This is a genomic window from Methylocystis parvus OBBP, from assembly GCF_027571405.1.
GTDB classification, from domain to species: domain Bacteria; phylum Pseudomonadota; class Alphaproteobacteria; order Rhizobiales; family Beijerinckiaceae; genus Methylocystis; species Methylocystis parva.
The window spans coordinates 1,495,245-1,510,850 of the sequence record NZ_CP092968.1; the positions used below are offsets into that span (position 1 = coordinate 1,495,245).

Below are 15,606 nucleotides of genomic sequence, written 5' to 3' on the forward strand. Positions count from 1 at the left end.
CTCCTCGCAATGACGGACCTGTCGACCGCCATTGTCAAGCAGGCTCAAACCTTGCCGCTCTCCCTGAACCCCAACTCGTAAACCGTCCAGCCGATCACGCCGACCAGCGCCGCGTCCACGCCCCACACCCAATAGATCGGCATGACCTCCGCCACGCGCGGCTGCAGCCAGCGCGTCGCGCCGTCGATCAGCGCTATGAGCGGCGCGAGGCCGGCGAGCGCGACCGGCCATTCCCAGCCAATGTCGCGGAAGCGCTTGGCCGAAAGGTTCACGTAGCAGACCGCCACAAGCAGGATGACGAAGGAATAGAGAAGAACGAAGGCGTAGGCGACCGCCGTCATCGGGACGAAGAAGGGGTCCCTGGCGAGATCATGCGCCGTATAGGGCGAGAGAAAGAGCCAGATGAGCGCGAAAGGCGCGATGACCCAGGCGAGCGCGCCGGCGCCTCTTCGCCACGTCGCGCGGTCGATGCGGCCCTGCTCGGTGCGGTAGAGGAAGCGGATGCGCTCGGCGTCTATGGCCATCAGTCCCTCAGCAACTCGTTGATGCCCGTCTTGCTGCGCGTCTGCGCGTCGACCGTCTTGACGATCACGGCGCAATAGAGAGACGGCCCCCAATTCTCGCCCGGCAACGCCTTGCCGGGGATATTGCCCGAGACGACCACCGAGTAAGGCGGCACATAACCCATGTGAATCTTGCCGGTCTGCCGATCGACGACCTTGGTCGAGGCGCCGATGAAGACGCCCATCGAAATGACCGAGCCTTTGCCGACGACGACGCCTTCCACGATCTCGGAACGCGCGCCGATGAAACAGTCATCCTCGATGATCGTCGGATTGGCCTGCAGCGGCTCCAGCACGCCGCCAATGCCGACGCCGCCGGAAAGATGCACATTCTTGCCGATCTGCGCGCAGGAGCCGACCGTCACCCAGGTGTCGACCATCGTTCCCGCATCCACATAGGCGCCGAGATTGATGAAGGACGGCATGAGAATCGCGCCGGGCGCGACGAAGGCGGAGTGACGCACGATCGCGCCGGGAACCGAGCGAAAGCCCGCGGCGCTATGCTCGCCCGCGCCCCAGCCCATAAATTTAGAGGGAACCTTATCCCACCAGGTCGCCCCGCCCGGGCCGCCCGCGATCACGGTCATATCGTTGAGCCGGAAGGACAGGAGCACGGCTTTCTTCAGCCACTGATTGACCTTCCAGGAGTCCGGCCCGTCCCTGCCCTCGATCTTCTCGGCGACGCGCAGCTTGCCCGTGTCCAGAAGCCGCAGCGCGCTTTCGACGGCGCGGCGAATGTCGCCCTGCGTGTCGGTATTGATATTGGCGCGATCCTCGAAGGCGGCCGTGATGAGGGTCTCGAGTCCCGTGTGCGGCATGAATGTCCCGGTGCTGCGTGAAGGCTGAGCCGGGTTGTAGGCGGGTGGCGCGGGGAGTCAACCTCGCGCTGTCCCCTCCGCCGGAGGATCGATCCGGGATGTGGGATCGGAGGCGCAGCTGCGCCTCCGATTTTCATGGTTATTTGCAACTCGTCAGCGGATCCTTGCAGTAGGGAACGTTGATCCAGCTGAATGGCGAGGCGGCCGAAGCGTCGATCGTCAGCTTCAGCCATTCCGCCGGCGCGCTGGTCGAGCCCTGCACGGTGATGCGGGTCAGGTTGGGAACCGCGGTCGTATGGTGGATGAGGCCGGTGGGGCTGTTCGGGTCGGCGAGCGGCTTGTCGGCCCCATAAAGATGCGAGTCGCCGTTGAGCAACAGGACCGGCTTGTTATAGATCAGGCAAAGGCGCGCCAGCTCCGCCACGAAGGTGGAATAGCCGTTCAGGCCGTCGCCGCCGGGCGCCACGGCCGCCGGGTCCCACATGTCGGCCTGAAGGGCGATCACGATCGCCTTCATGTTCTCGCGGATCGCGATCTGGAAAGCCGCATTGAGCCAACGCTCGGCCGCGAAGTTGCGGTCGATCACTTCCTTCTGATGCGCGGCGTCGTTCTCGAAGCCGTTCGTCCAGGCCAGCGTGTCATTGTTCGAGCCCGGCATGTCCACCGTGACGAACAGAGTCTGCGCGTCCCACCAGATCACATTCTCGACAAATTGCGCGTCGGACGGATAGGCCGGATCGAATTTCTCGGCCTGGGTGTTGACGAGCATTTCGTTCAGACCCAGCGTGTGGCCGGGCTTGGCGAAAAACAGCGAGCGAACCGCGGCGATCTCGCTGAGCGGCGCGCCGCTCTTGAACTCCTTGCTCTTGTGACAGTCGGTCCATTCATTGTCGCCCGGCGTGTAGACGACCGGAGTCCTGAACCGCTGGAAGAAGCTGAAAACCTTCTGATTGAAGCCGGGATCGGACGAGGAGATCGGCGGCAGGACATTGGCGCTGGTGCAGGCCATGCTGCCGGAATGGATGTCGCCGACATGGACGAGAAGGCTGACGTCCGGATCGGCGTTGACCGAGTTGATCAGCAAATTCGCATTGTCGATGAGCAGCTGGTTGTACGGCCAGTCGCCCATGACGGCGATCGTCGTCTTTGTTTTCGGCGCGTAAGGCGTCGTCGCCACGGTCGTCGCGCCGGCCGGCGCCGATCCACATATCGCCGCAGTGACGATCGCCGCGGAAAGCAAAAGCGTCTTCATTCTTCCCCCACAGGTAAATTATCGAGTGGGGTCCTAGCGGGCGCGCATGTCAGTCGCATGTCGACGATCTTGCGGAGCCGAAAAGCGCTCGATCCGTCAAGAAGTCAGGCTTTCGAGAAACGTCGCCAGATCATCCGTCGCAAAGTCGATATGGGGCTCGTCGCCGCGCGCGATCTCCCAGGCTTCGCGCTCCACATTTTCTCCGGCGCCGGGAAGCACCAGCACGGTCGTCATGCCGCGCGCATGCGGCACGACGAGATTGCGCGGAAGGTCTTCGAACAAAGCGGCGCGCGACGGATCTACCTTCAAATGTCGGAAAAAACGCTCATAAGCGGCTTCTTCCGGCTTGGCGACGAAGTCGGCGGCGATGATGTCGAAGATGTCCTCGAAGAGATGATCGACGCCGAGCTGCTTCGCCGTGGCGACGGCGTGGTGGCGCGAGCCGTTGGTCAGAATCAGCTTGCGGCCGGGCAGCGCCGCAATCGCCTCGGCCAGTGAATGGTTGCGATCGAGGCACGAACGGTCGATGTCGTGCACATAGTCGAGATAATGTTCGGCGTCGACGCCATGCTCGGTCATCAGCCCGCGCAGCGTCGTGCCGTAACGCTCGTAATAATGTTTCTGCAACGCCCGCAGCGAGATGGCGTCGAGGCCGAAGAGGCGCATCATGAAGAGCGTGATGCGGGCGTCGATCTTCGGCCAGAGATCGCATGTCTGCGGGTAAAGAGTGTTGTCGAGATCGAACACCCATGTGTCGATGTGAGAGAAGCGGCCGCGCAGCTCCCTCTCCCCGCCTGCGGGGAGAGGGTTGGGGTCAGGGGCCAAGGCTTTGGTCACGGACGCCGCTCGATTCCTCTCATGCTGCGATCAGCATTTGAATTCATCCCCTCGCCCCTCGCCCTCGCCCCGCTTGCGGGGAGAGGGAAGGATTACCTCGTGATCAGCGTGCCGGCGCCGTGATCGGTCAGCAATTCGATCAGCACGGCGTGCGGAAGCTTGCCGTCGAGAATGACGACGCCTTCGACGCCACGCTCGATCGCATACATGCAGGTCTCGACCTTCGGGATCATGCCGCCGGTGATCGTGCCGTCCGCGATGAGGCCGGGAATGTCGGAGACCTTCAGCTCGCGGATGAGCTCCTTGTTCTTGTCGAGCACGCCCGGCACATCCGTCAAAAACAACAGGCGCTTGGCGCCGAGAGCGCCGGCGATGGCGCCCGCGAAAGTGTCGGCGTTGATGTTGAAGCTCGCGCCGCCCGGCCCTTGCGCGACGGGCGCCAGCACGGGAATGAGCTCACGGCCGAGCACCTGATCGAGCACCGTCGTGTCGACCTTGTCGGGCTCGCCGACATAGCCGAGATCGACGCCGTCCGGGCGCTCGAGCTTCTTGGCGGTCAGCATGCGGCCGTCCTTGCCGGTGAGGCCGATGGCGCGGCCGCCCTCGGAATTGATATAGCCGACGATCTGCTTGTTGATGGAGCCGGCGAGAACCATCTCGACGATGCCCATCGTCTCGCCATCCGTGACGCGCAGGCCATCCGCGAATCTCGATTCGACGCCGAGCCGTTTCAGCATGGAGCCGATCTGCGGGCCGCCGCCATGCACAACGACAGGGTTCACGCCGGATTGCTCGAGCAGCACCATGTCGCGAGAGAAGTTGCGCGCCACTTCGTCATCGCCCATGGCGTGGCCGCCATATTTCACGACGACGATCGCCTCGTCGTAACGCAGCATATGCGGTAGCGCCTGCATCAGGATGCGGGCGGAGGCGAGGGCGCTTTCGGCGGAGTCGGTCACGGGCAAATCCTTGCGGCGAGAAGCTTTATCCACGCCCTCATGCCGGGGAGGCGGCGCCGCCGACCGTCCTGGAATAGGAGGGCGACGCCGGGGCGCCTTCCTCGTCTTTTGAGACCCCGCTGCGCGGGCTCCTTCAGGATCGGGAAGGCATTGAGGGGCCGCCCCCACCTAGACCGGAGTTTCTGTCGCTTTCAAGCGTTTCGTTCCGCCAGCAACTGCGCGATGGCGGCGCGCAGCGCGGGAATCCCCTCCCCGGTTTGGGAGGAGGTGAAAATGATCTCCGGATAGGCCGCCGGGCGCTTCGCGAGCGCCGCCAGCGTCGCGGCGGCGACGCCCGCGCGCTCGGAGACCTTCAGCTCGTCATGCTTGGTCAGCACGATCTGATAGGAAACCGCCGACTGGTCGAGCAGGTCGAACATCTCCTCGTCGACGGGCTTCACGCCGCGGCGCCCGTCGATCAGCACGAAAGCGCGGGCGAGCGATGCGCGGCCCCTGAGATAGTCGTGCATCAGCACGCCCCAGCTCGCGACTTTCTCCTTGCCGACGGCCGCGTAGCCATAGCCGGGCATGTCGACGAGGCGCAGCCGCTCGGCACCGGGCTGTCCGCCGAGGGCGAAGAAATTGAGCTGCTGCGTGCGACCTGGCGTATGGGAGACGCGGGCGAGCGTCTTGCGGTTGGTCAGCGCGTTGAGGAGCGAGGACTTGCCGACATTGGAGCGGCCGGCGAAGGCGATCTCGGGCGGGCCCAGCGGCGGCAGATCGCTCGACTTGGCGCTGGCGAAAATGAATTCGCAAGGGCCGGCGAAGAGGAGGCGGCCGTCTTCGAGGAAATCGGTCATCGAGCGGGTCGCTTCCATCGCAATCTGTGTAGTCGGGCGCGCCATACCTCCCCTTTACGGGGAGGTCGGCGGCCAGAGGCCGCCGGGTGGGGTTCTTCCCGGCCGCAACGATGACGAAGCCCTTACCCCACCCGGCCCCGCTTTCGCGGGGCCACCCTCCCCGTAAAGGGGAGGGATTGCTTACGCCCCGAGGCGCTCATCGGCCATCAAGCCAGCCCGAACGACTTGCGCAGATTGTCCCACAATTCGAACTTCACGCCCGCGCGCTTCATGATGACGCCCTGCTGGACGATGGAGAGCAGATTGTTCCACGACCAGTAGATGATGAGGCCCGAAGCGAAACTGCCCATGGTGAAGGTGAACATCACCGGCATCCAGGCGAACATGGTTTTCTGGATCTCGTCCGTCGGCTCCGGATTCATCTTCATCTGCAGCCACATGGTCACGCCCATGACGAGCGGCCAGAGCCCGAGCGCCAGATAAGGCCCGAAGAAGATGACATGGGTCGGGTCCCACGGGATAAGGCCAAAGAGGTTGAAGACGTTGGTCGGGTCCGGCGCGGAGAGGTCCTTGATCCAGCCGAAGAAGGGCGCGTGGCGCATCTCGATCGTGACCACGAGCACCTTATAGAGCGAGAAGAAGACCGGGATCTGCAGCAGCACCGGCAGGCAGCCGCTCGCGGGATTCACCTTCTCCCGCTTGTAGAGCTCCATCTGCGCCGTGTTGAAGCCGTGCTTGTCGTCGCCGTATTTTTCTTTCAGCTCTTTGATCTTGGGCTGAATCTCCTTCATCTTGGCGATCGACTGATAGCTCTTGTTGGCGAGCGGCAGGAAGGCGAGCTTCACGATGACCGTGACCGCCAGGATCGCGACGCCGAAATTGCCGAAGAGCTTGTAGAGGAAGTCGATCAGTTTGAACATCGGCTGGGTGATGAAGTAGAACCAGCCCCAGTCGATGAGATAGCCGAAGCGCTTCAGGCCCGGATTGGCGGCGTAGGCGTTGAGAAGATCGACCTCCTTGGCGCCCGCGAAGACGTATGACGTCGCGTCGGCCATGGCTCCCGGCTCGACGACCTTGGGCTCGCTGATCGTATCGGCCTGATAGGTCTTGATCGCGCCGCCGCCCATGGCGACGTAGCGCGCCTCGAAGGCCGTCGTCTGCTCGGGCGCGACCACCGCGCCCCAATATTTGTCGGTGAAGCCGACCCAGCCGCCGACCCCCTTGAAGGTCTTGGTGAAGTTCGGCTCCTTCTCGATCTTGTCGTAGGTCACTTCCTGGCTGACGTCGCCGATCGTGCCGACAAAACCCTCATGCAGGGCGGCGTAGCCCGCCGACGGCGGGTGGCCGATGCGGGTGACGCGCTGGAAGGTATAGAGCGAAACCGGCCTGCCGGACTTGTTCTCGACGCTGTCCTTGACCGTGAAGAGATATTCGTCGTCGACCGAAACCACGCGTTTGAAGACGAGGCCCTGACCATTGTCCCAGGTCAGCGTCACCGGCGCGCCGGGCGTGAGCTTGTCCGAGTCGGCGGTCCACAGCGTCTCGGTCGTCGGCAGAACCGGCGCGTTCTCGATCTCGCCGGTCAGATAGCCGAGTTCGGCGTAATAGGCTTCGGGGCCGTGTTCCGGCGAGAGCAGCGTGATGATCGGGCTCGAGGGGTCGACGGTCTGGTGATAGTGCTTGAGCGAAACGTCGTCTATGCGGCCGCCCTTGAGCGCGATCGACCCGGAAATGGAGCGCGTGTCGATCGAAACGCGCGGGCTCGACGCCAGCGCCTCGGCGCGGGTGAGCGGCTTCGGCGGCGTCGCGACGGCGCCGGCCTGCTCGGGCGCGCCGAGCTTCGGAAGCTTGGCCATGCGCTGCTGTTCGATCTGCGCCTGCCGCTGCCGCTCCATTTCGGGGAAGGCGTAGAAATAGTCCCACAGGCCGATGAAGATCAGCGACAGCGCCGCAGCCATGAGCATGTTTTTTGTATTATCTTTCATGACGCAGCAGGCCTGTCTTTTTGTTTGCGCCGAGAATTCGCGGCGTGGCGCTCGTCGAGCCGCGCGAAGCCTTCGGCCATTTGAGTGACGATATCGGCGAAGGACGCGTCGAGCGCCCCGCGCCGGGCGACAAACACGTAATCGCGGCCGGCGCGCGCGCCAAGGTCTCCGCTGACGCGGAGCGCCTCTTTGAGGCGCCGCCGGATGCGGTTGCGCCCGACGGCGCCCGCGACCTTCTTCGTGACCGTGAAGCCGAAGCGGGCCTCCGCGGGCGCGGCCCCATCCTCCGGCGCGCTTCGCCCGGCCATTTGGAGGGTGAACAGGCGTGCGGAAAAGCGCGCGCCGGTCTTCGACGCGCGCACAAAATCCTGTCGCCGGCGCAGGCGCGCCGGCTTCCTGGAGATTTTTCGCGTTTCGGCGGGGGCGTCCGTCGTCATCATGCCGTCCGCCATTTCCGTCGATTCGCGAAAAGCCTTAGGCCGAGAGGCGCTTGCGGCCGCGCGCGCGGCGCGCCGCGATGACCTTGCGGCCGCCGACCGTGGCCATGCGGGAGCGGAAGCCGTGGCGGCGCTTGCGCACGATTTTCGAGGGCTGATAGGTTCTTTTCACCGTTCTTCTCCGCGGCGATGCGCGCGCGGACGCGGCGATCGCTTCTCTTTTCAATTATCTGCCGCGGCTTGCGCCTTGGCCGGAAAGGGGACGGCGCTTTCGGGGTCCGCAAAACGGGCCGCCACAAAGCATTCGCCGCCCCAAGAGGAGCGGCGCCGGTCGCAGGCATATAGGAGAAAGCCGCGGCTCAAGTCAATGTTATGGGAGGGAGGTTTTCGGTGTGCGCCAGCGGGAATTCCACAGCCTGAACCATTTGACGCGCGCCTCCACTTTGCGAGGTCACGATGCGCGCCGCGCTTTTTTCCAGAGAAACTGCGCCAGCGCGACCGTCGCCCCAAATACATAGAACCCGCAAAAAAACGTCGCCACGCCGCCGAGCACGTAAGAGAGCCCCCAGGACGCGTAGACTGAGACCGTCATTGGCCCGGCCGCCCCGCTTTTCGCAAACTGGTCGAATTTGGCCGAGACTTCCTTCGCCAGCGGCGGCGCGGCCTGCACGACGACCTCGGGGCCATCGCCGATGATCGCCACCTGTCCCGTGGCGTAGCTCGTGCCCCTCCGGCCCCTTCGCCGATTCTCGACTGTGTCGGCGTAATGAACTTCATCCGTAACGTCGACGCGCAGCCGCTTCACATTTTCGACGCGCGCCGTTCGCCACGGAACGAACATCAGGACGTACCGCTCCACCACGACGTTGGTCGCGGCGCCGGATTTCTCGAATTCGATCGTCGACAGCGGCGCGACCAACGTGATGACAATGGGAACGATCACGAAGCCGACGACGGCGATAGCTTGCGTGATCGCGATGTCGGAGAAAGAAGAACCTTTGCCGATCGATTTGAAATCGCCCATCCGAGCCTTCTGAAAGCCGCCCACTCGATCGCCCGCAGCTGGGCCGTTGCGAAAATCCCGCTCCGCCCCCTCACCGCTGCGACAGCTTCTCCACCGGCTGCGCGCCGCGCGAGCCGAGCACCACCACCCGCGCCCCCGGCTGCGCCTTACTGTAAAGGTCGATCGCGTCCTGGTTGATCATGCGGATGCAGCCGGAGGATTCACTGTGGCCGATGGTCCAGGGCTCGTTGGTGCCGTGGATGCGGAACAGCGTATCCTTGTCGCCCTGCCAGAGATACATGGCGCGGGCGCCGAGCGGGTTGCCGGGGCCGCCATGCATGCCCTCGCCGCTTTGCAGCTTCGACATCTTGCCCTGCAGGTCGGGGCGCCGCGCGATCATTTCCTTGGGCGGATACCAGTCCGGCCATTCCTGCTTGTTCTTGATCGTCGCGTCGCCCGTCCAGACGAAGCCTTCGCGTCCTACGCCTACGCCATAGCGGGTCGCGCGGCCTCCGCCCTCGACGTAATAGAGAAAGTGGTTCGCCGGATCGACGACGACCGTGCCCGGCTGTTCCTTGGTGGCGTAGGCCACGTTCTTGCGCAGGAATTGCGGGCTGATCTGGGAAAGCTTCACGGCGGGAACGACATGCTCGCCGTCCCGCATTTCTCCGTAGACGGAGCCATATCTGGGCTCGACCGCGTCCGCGCCGAGCGAGGCGCTGCGGGAGGGCGACTCGAGGGGCAGCGTCTCGACCGGGGCGCGCTCGATGACGGGATCGGGCGCGGGCTCGACGAGCGGCGGGGGCGCGACCGGCGCGGGCTCCGGCGGCGCGGCGAAGGCGACGACGTTCTGGACCGCGTTCTGGGTCGTGTTGCATCCGGCGAGGGCGGCGGCGGCGAAAGCCAGCGCCGTCAGCTTGCGGCAAATCCGAAGATCCATGTTCAACCGTCTTCGCTAGAGGGCGGCGTCCGCCCTTTTATACGGCGAAAGGGCCGGACCGCGGGCGGAGGTCTCGCCAGTCTACCAGATGGCGAGGCGGCATGGGAGCCGCAACCAGCGCCGCGCGGCGGCCGGGTGATTCGCCGCCGCGCCGCGCCGTCCTCGCCCATCCCCCAGCCGGTGCGCGAAGCGGGTCGCAGCTTCGACGTTCCTCGACTTGATCGAGCCGTCCGCGCGGTTCTCGGCGGGCGTTTTTCGGACCGGCCGCAAAAGCGCAAGCGTTAAAATTCGAGCTTAATCTTTCGTTCCCGCGCGGGCTTACGTCAACCTTTGGAGGCGCCCCGAATATTTGCGCCGACGGCCTGTTTTTGCCTTTGCGCCCCGGAGTCGCGAGAGCGTATAGATTGGGAAAGGCGCTTGATTCGCTTCGCAAGTCTCTCCGCCTGCACTCTCCAGTTGCGTCCCGCGTTCCCGCTCGAGCCCGAATTAAGACTTTGGGCCGCATTGCGGGCGCAAGTGAAGGTTTATTAACCAATTCCGCTTACCGTCGAAACTAGACGGGAAGAGTCGCGGGGCCTGCGAGGGCCGGCGGCGGATGCGAGTCGATGCGGCGCGCGTCGTCCTTGGATGATTCGATGGAGCTCGGTGGGGACCCAACATGCGCGTTTTATTGATCGAAGACGACAGCGCGACGGCTCAGAGCATCGAGCTCATGCTCAAATCCGAGAATTTCAACGTCTATACGACGGATCTCGGCGAGGAAGGCATCGACCTCGGCAAGCTCTATGATTACGACATCATCCTTCTCGATCTGAACCTTCCCGACATGTCGGGCTATGAAGTTCTTCGTACGCTGCGCGTCGCGAAAGTGAAGACGCCGATCCTCATCCTTTCGGGCCTCGCCGGCATCGAAGACAAGGTGAAGGGCCTCGGCTTCGGCGCCGACGACTATCTGACCAAGCCCTTCCACAAGGACGAACTGGTCGCCCGCATCCACGCCATCGTCCGCCGCTCCAAGGGCCATGCGCAGTCGGTCATCACCACGGGCGATCTCGTCGTCAATCTCGATCAGAAGACCGTCGAAGTCGGCGGCGTCCGCGTGCATCTGACGGGCAAGGAATATCAGATGCTCGAGCTCCTCTCCCTGCGCAAGGGCACGACGCTGACGAAGGAGATGTTCCTCAATCATCTCTATGGCGGCATGGACGAGCCGGAGCTCAAGATCATCGACGTCTTCATCTGCAAGCTGCGCAAGAAGCTCGCCAACGCCAGCGACGGCCGCAACTATATCGAGACGGTCTGGGGCCGCGGCTATGTGCTGCGCGAGCCCAACGAAGCCGACGAGCGCATCACGGCGTAAGACCTCCGACGGTTCTTCACGAAAAAGGCCATGTCAGCGACGTGGCCTTTTCTTTTTTGTTCGTCACCCGTCATTGCGAGGCGCATGTGGCGAAGTCGGGTATGCCCGACTTTCGAAAAAATGCTCGCAATGACGGCGATTGACGCGATCACGCCAGCCGCAATTGCGGCGCGCCGCGGCGACGGGCGCGCCAAACGCCGTCCTGCGTCACCTTGGTGAAATACGCATTGGCCTCATTCGTCGGCTCGGCCGCGCCGAGGAAGAGATAGCCGCCTTCGTTGAGCGCCTGGCTCAGACGCGCAAGCACGGCGCGTTTCATGTCCGGCTCGAAATACATCAGCACGTTGCGGCAGAAGATGACGTCGAAGGTCCCAAGCTCGGCGTAGTCCGAAAGGAGATTGAAGTCGCGGAAATCGATACGCGCGCGCAGATGTTCGTTGACGCGCCAGCTTTCCTCTTCGCGGTGGAAATAGCGCAGGAGCTGGCTCGTCGAGAGTCCGCGCTGCACCTCGAACTGGCTGTAGCTCCCGACGCGCGCCGCCTCGACAGCGGCGGTCGAGAGATCGGTGGCGAGCACTTCCAGGGTCCAGCCGCGCAGCGCGGCGGCGTCCTGATCGAGCGTCATCGCCAGCGAGTAGGCCTCCTGCCCCGTGGAGCAGGCCGCGCACCAGAAGCGCAGCCGGCGCTCATTGGCCCGCGACGCGATCAGCTCCGGCAGCGCCTGGGCGCGGAAATTCTCGAAAGGCGTCCTGTCGCGGAAGAACAAGGTTTCGTTCGTCGTCATGGCGTCGATGGCGTCCCGCGTCAGTTGAGGGTTTTCCTGACGCTCGAAAGCGTCAACGAGTGAGGCGAAATCGGCGAGGCCGTGAGCGCGCGCAACCGGGGCGAGACGGCTTTCGGCGAGATATTGCTTGTCGGCGCCCAGCGCGATGCCGGTCAAGGCGGCGAGCTGGCGGCGGAAACGTGCGAAAACAAAATTCATGCGTCGATCCTCCCGGCGGGAGAAAGGGGCGCAAGAGAGGGCGGGACGGCCCGCCGCGACGCGAACGATTGACGCATGCACAAACGCCTTCTGAACGAGCGCCGGCGCAACTCTCCGGCAGCGAGGAACCGGCTCAGACGAGGCCGATTTCCTCGAATTTGGACCGCACGATATTCTGGTCGAAAGGCTTCATGATGTATTCGTCGGCGCCGGCGTGCATGGCGCGCGCGATATGGCCGACTTCGTTCTCCGTCGTGCAGAAGACGACCTTGGGGGAGGCGCCGCCCGGCATGCGGCGCAAGGCGCAAAGGAATTCGAAGCCGTCCATCTCCGGCATGTTCCAGTCGAGCAGAATGGCGTCGGGCATGCCCTTTTCGCATTCGGCCAGCGCCGCGCGGCCGTCCGGCGCCTCGCTGGTGCGGAAATGCAAGCCTTCCAGAATGCGACGCGCCACCTTGCGGATCACCGCCGAATCGTCGACGACGAGAACCTGTTTCATGAGTTTGCTCCTTTATTGGACTTGGCAGGCCTTGCGTTGCGAAGCGCGGCCTCGCTCAATTTCGCGACGCGGCGCAGCATGGCGTCGACGTCGAGAATGGACAGAAATTCGTCATTGTATCGATAACAGCCCGCCATCATCTCGGAGAGGCGCGGATCGATATGCCCCGGGCAGGCGATCCTGTCGGCCTCGTTCGAGGCGACGACGTCCTCGGCGCCGTCGACGAGCAGCGCATATTCCTCGCCGCCATGCTCGACGCCGACGGCCAGCGTATGTTCGCCTTCCGCCGCCGCGTCGAGCCAAAGGCAACGATCGAGATAGAGCGCGGTGACGATGCGGCCGCGCAGATTGGTCAGGCCCGCGACCTCGCGCGGCGCGAGCGGCACGCGCGTGAGATTGTCGAGATGGAAGATCGTCTTCACGCAATCTACCGGAATCCCGATCGCCTGGCCGCGCAGTTTGATGGTGAAATGGCGGCTTTGCGCGACGGCGGCGGCGGCGCGTTTGCGGCTGTAGCTGTAGTCGGCGATGTCGAAGCTGGTCATGCCGCGATCTCCGCCATGATGCGTCGCTCGATCTCGTCGCCTGCGGAAGAAACTTCCTTCAGCAATTCGTCGACGGTCTCGACGAGCGCGCGCCGGTCGAATTTCCCGACGACCGCGCGCGCGCCGCACAACGTCGCGACTTCCACCGCGCTCGCCGTCCGTTGCGGCGCCAGGGCGACGATGGGCAGGTTTTCGAGCCCGGGCGCCTGAAGCAAGGCGCGCGACAGCGCGTAGCCGTCCATCTCCGGCATATCGATATCCGTAACGGCGAGATGAACGCGCAGGCCGCGCTCGATCAGCGCCAGCGCCTCGCGTCCGGACGCGGCCGTGGTCACTTCGTAGCCTGCGGCGAGCAGCACCGGCGCCAGCATGTCGCGGAAGAATTGCTTGTCGTCGACGAGCAGAATGCGCGGCCGCTGATTGACGCCGCGCGTCAGAACGGTCGGATCGACGCTTTCGATGAAATAGGCGACGTCGAGAATGTCGACGATATGGTCGCCGATATTCACCGTGCCGATGACGCTCGGATCGGCGCTCTTCTTCTGGAAGACGAGCGCCTCCTCGGCGACGTCGACGATCTCCTCGGCAATGAGCGCCATCGCCTGGCCCGCGCCGGCGAGAATGAGAACGGGGTAGGAGTCGCGCTCCAGCCGCATGTCCTTCGCGGTCGGTATGATCGGCATCAACCGGCCCTCATGCAGCATCAGCAGGCCGTCGCCCGAAATCGAAAACTTGTCCGCGCCGACTTCTTCGATGCGCATGATGAGCGAAAGCGGCAAGGCCTTGAGCGCGCCGGCTCCCGCGCGCATCAGCACGACGCGCGTCTTCTCACGTTCGGGCGCATTGGCTTCGAGCGGCATGGGCCGCGTCGATTCCGCGTTCTTGTCGAGGCCGGCGCGCTCCATGATCGTGGCCGGATCGAGGATCAGCACCACGGCGCCGTCGCCGAGGATCGTCTGGCCGGAAAAGACGCCGATGCGCGCGAGAGGGCCGACGAGCGGCTCGATGACGACTTCCTGAACGTCGGCGATGGTTTCGACAAGCAAGCCGAAACGCACGCCGCCGACGCGCAGAATGACGGCGTAGCCGTCGCGCGGCGCGTGGCCGTCCGACCTCCGCAGTTCGAGCGCCTCGACGAGATCGACAAGCGGCAGCGCGTCGCCGCGCAGGCGCAGCACCGGCGCGTCGTGAATGAGCTGGATCTCGTGATCGAAGCCGGCGCCGACGCCGACGACCTCCACCACCGCCATCTGCGGAACCGCGAAACGCGAACCGCAGCTCGAGAGAATAAGCGCCGGCGCGATGGCGAGGGTGAGCGGAATGCGCAGCGTGACCGTCGTGCCCTTGCCGGCTTTGGAATTGAGCGACACGGCGCCGCCGATCGACTGGATGTTCTCGCGCACCACATCCATACCGACGCCTCGGCCCGACACTTTCGTCACGCTCGACGCCGTCGAAAAGCCCGGCAGCATGATGAACTGATAGATATCGGAGTCGCTCATATGCGCGAGCGACTCCTCGGTCACGAGGCCGCGCGCGAGCGCCTTGGTCCGGATGCTCGAAAGATCCAGGCCCCGCCCGTCATCCTTCACCTCGATCGTGATCTGTCCGGCGTCATAGGTGGCGCTGACGCGGATCAAACCGATCTCCGGTTTGCCGATCGCGAGGCGCTCGGGGACGGTCTCCAATCCATGGTCGGCCGCGTTGCGGACGATATGGGTGAGCGGCGCGCGGATGAGCTCGATCACCTGACGGTCGAGCTCCGTCTCCGCGCCGAACGAGACGAGTTCGATCTTCTTGCCGAGATCGATCGAGAGGTCGCGCACGAGACGCGGCAGAGTCGCGAAGAGGCGCTCGACCGGCTGCATGCGCGCGCGCATCACGGCGTCCTGAAGGTCGCTCGTCACGCTCGACAGGTTCTGCACGGAGGCCTTCACCGTCTCGTCGCCGGCCGCGCTTGAAATTTCGAGGAGCTGATTGCGCGTGAGAACGAGCTCCGAAACGATCCCCATCAGACGGTCGAGGACGCCGACCGAAACGCGAACCGTCTCGCCGATCCGCGCTCCGGGCGCGTGAATATGCTCGGGAAGGGTCGTCAGATGCGAAGCGTTGAACGCCGGCGCGGCTTCGTCGGTCTCCGCCTGTTTCGCCGCCGACGCGGCGGGCGCCGAACGCAGGCTGGCGGCGCCGATCTCCAATTCGCGTAGCAGCTCGGAATCGTCGCCCTCCGGCTCGGCCTCGTTGCAGGCGATGTCGATCAGGAGCGCGGAAAGACGGTCGACGGCGGCGAGAATCAGCGACACATGGCCCGGCGTCGCTTTGGCGCCGTCCCGCAGCCTGCCGATCAGCGTCTCCGTGGCGTGCGTGAGCCGCGCGACGCGCGGCAGACTCAGAAAGCCGCTGGAGCCTTTGATCGTGTGGATGTGCCTGAAAAGACTCGCGATCAGCGCGGGGTCCGCCTGATCCTTCTCGAAGCGCAGCAGCTCCACCGACGTCGCGTCGATGTGCTCGGTCGCCTCCTGAAGGAATTCTTTTAGCAGATCGTCCATGCCGCGCCCCTCGCCGCAAGAAGCGGCGAATGCGCGGA

At 64.4% G+C, this 15,606-nt stretch carries 16 protein-coding genes; 1 reads left to right on the forward strand and 15 read right to left on the reverse strand.

Features of this window, described 5'->3' with window-relative positions; genetic code table 11:
• Nucleotides 1–44 precede the first annotated feature (44 nt).
• From MMG94_RS07340 to MMG94_RS07390, 11 genes are all read right to left on the reverse strand, one after another.
• The gene (locus tag MMG94_RS07340; RefSeq protein ID WP_016921880.1) at nt 45–524 is read right to left on the reverse strand and encodes a hypothetical protein; all 480 of its coding nucleotides are present in this window, start codon (nt 522–524) and stop codon (nt 45–47) included.
• Nucleotides 524–1,381, reverse strand: coding sequence for a 2,3,4,5-tetrahydropyridine-2,6-dicarboxylate N-succinyltransferase (gene dapD / locus MMG94_RS07345; protein ID WP_016921879.1), 858 nt, complete (start codon nt 1,379–1,381; stop codon nt 524–526). Before dapD ends, MMG94_RS07340 begins: the two co-directional genes overlap by 1 nt.
• 139 nt (nt 1,382–1,520) lie before the next feature.
• Nucleotides 1,521–2,633: a metallophosphoesterase gene (locus tag MMG94_RS07350; RefSeq protein ID WP_016921878.1), complete on the reverse strand. Its 1,113-nt coding sequence runs from the start codon at nt 2,631–2,633 to the stop codon at nt 1,521–1,523.
• A 96-nt stretch (nt 2,634–2,729) separates the two neighbouring features.
• On the reverse strand, nt 2,730–3,413 hold the full coding sequence (locus MMG94_RS07355) for a pyrimidine 5'-nucleotidase (RefSeq protein ID WP_026016530.1): 684 nt from the start codon (nt 3,411–3,413) through the stop codon (nt 2,730–2,732).
• Between the two features lie 149 nt (nt 3,414–3,562).
• Nucleotides 3,563–4,384 carry an acetylglutamate kinase gene (gene argB, locus MMG94_RS07360; protein WP_193787617.1) on the reverse strand — a complete coding sequence of 274 codons (822 nt, stop codon included), beginning with the start codon at nt 4,382–4,384 and terminating at the stop codon, nt 3,563–3,565.
• Nucleotides 4,385–4,620: 236 nt separating this feature from the next.
• Nucleotides 4,621–5,268, reverse strand: coding sequence for a ribosome biogenesis GTP-binding protein YihA/YsxC (gene yihA, locus MMG94_RS07365; protein ID WP_244415526.1), 648 nt, complete (start codon nt 5,266–5,268; stop codon nt 4,621–4,623).
• 206 nt (nt 5,269–5,474) lie between these two features.
• Entirely contained in the window at nt 5,475–7,253 is a 1,779-nt protein-coding gene (yidC, locus tag MMG94_RS07370) for a membrane protein insertase YidC (protein ID WP_016920261.1), read from the reverse strand.
• Complete coding sequence (gene rnpA / locus MMG94_RS07375) at nt 7,250–7,693, reverse strand: ribonuclease P protein component (RefSeq protein ID WP_338037824.1); 444 nt, start codon at nt 7,691–7,693, stop codon at nt 7,250–7,252. The genes yidC and rnpA overlap by 4 nt, the downstream gene beginning before the upstream one ends.
• 34 nt (nt 7,694–7,727) lie before the next feature.
• The gene (gene rpmH, locus MMG94_RS07380; protein WP_026016304.1) at nt 7,728–7,862 is read right to left on the reverse strand and encodes a 50S ribosomal protein L34; all 135 of its coding nucleotides are present in this window, start codon (nt 7,860–7,862) and stop codon (nt 7,728–7,730) included.
• 279 nt (nt 7,863–8,141) lie between these two features.
• The gene (locus MMG94_RS07385) at nt 8,142–8,714 is read right to left on the reverse strand and encodes a hypothetical protein (protein ID WP_016920265.1); all 573 of its coding nucleotides are present in this window, start codon (nt 8,712–8,714) and stop codon (nt 8,142–8,144) included.
• Nucleotides 8,715–8,784: 70 nt separating this feature from the next.
• Entirely contained in the window at nt 8,785–9,633 is an 849-nt protein-coding gene (locus MMG94_RS07390; protein WP_016920266.1) for a L,D-transpeptidase, read from the reverse strand.
• 658 nt (nt 9,634–10,291) lie between these two features.
• Between MMG94_RS07390 and ctrA the strand changes: the two genes are divergently transcribed.
• A complete protein-coding gene (gene ctrA / locus MMG94_RS07395; RefSeq protein WP_016920268.1) occupies nt 10,292–10,993 on the forward strand; it encodes a response regulator transcription factor CtrA in 702 nt (233 codons plus the stop codon).
• Nucleotides 10,994–11,141: 148 nt separating this feature from the next.
• Here ctrA and MMG94_RS07400 read toward each other — a convergent pair whose 3' ends face one another.
• From MMG94_RS07400 to MMG94_RS07415, 4 genes are all read right to left on the reverse strand, one after another.
• Nucleotides 11,142–11,975 carry a CheR family methyltransferase gene (locus tag MMG94_RS07400; protein WP_016920269.1) on the reverse strand — a complete coding sequence of 278 codons (834 nt, stop codon included), beginning with the start codon at nt 11,973–11,975 and terminating at the stop codon, nt 11,142–11,144.
• 133 nt (nt 11,976–12,108) lie between these two features.
• Complete coding sequence (locus MMG94_RS07405) at nt 12,109–12,474, reverse strand: response regulator (protein WP_016920270.1); 366 nt, start codon at nt 12,472–12,474, stop codon at nt 12,109–12,111.
• Nucleotides 12,471–13,019 (reverse strand): chemotaxis protein CheW, encoded by a 549-nt coding sequence (locus MMG94_RS07410; protein ID WP_016920271.1) that lies wholly within the window; start codon nt 13,017–13,019, stop codon nt 12,471–12,473. The genes MMG94_RS07405 and MMG94_RS07410 overlap by 4 nt, the downstream gene beginning before the upstream one ends.
• Nucleotides 13,016–15,568, reverse strand: a complete 2,553-nt coding sequence (locus MMG94_RS07415) for a hybrid sensor histidine kinase/response regulator (protein ID WP_016920272.1) — start codon at nt 15,566–15,568, stop codon at nt 13,016–13,018. Before MMG94_RS07415 ends, MMG94_RS07410 begins: the two co-directional genes overlap by 4 nt.
• Nucleotides 15,569–15,606: the final 38 nt, after the last annotated feature.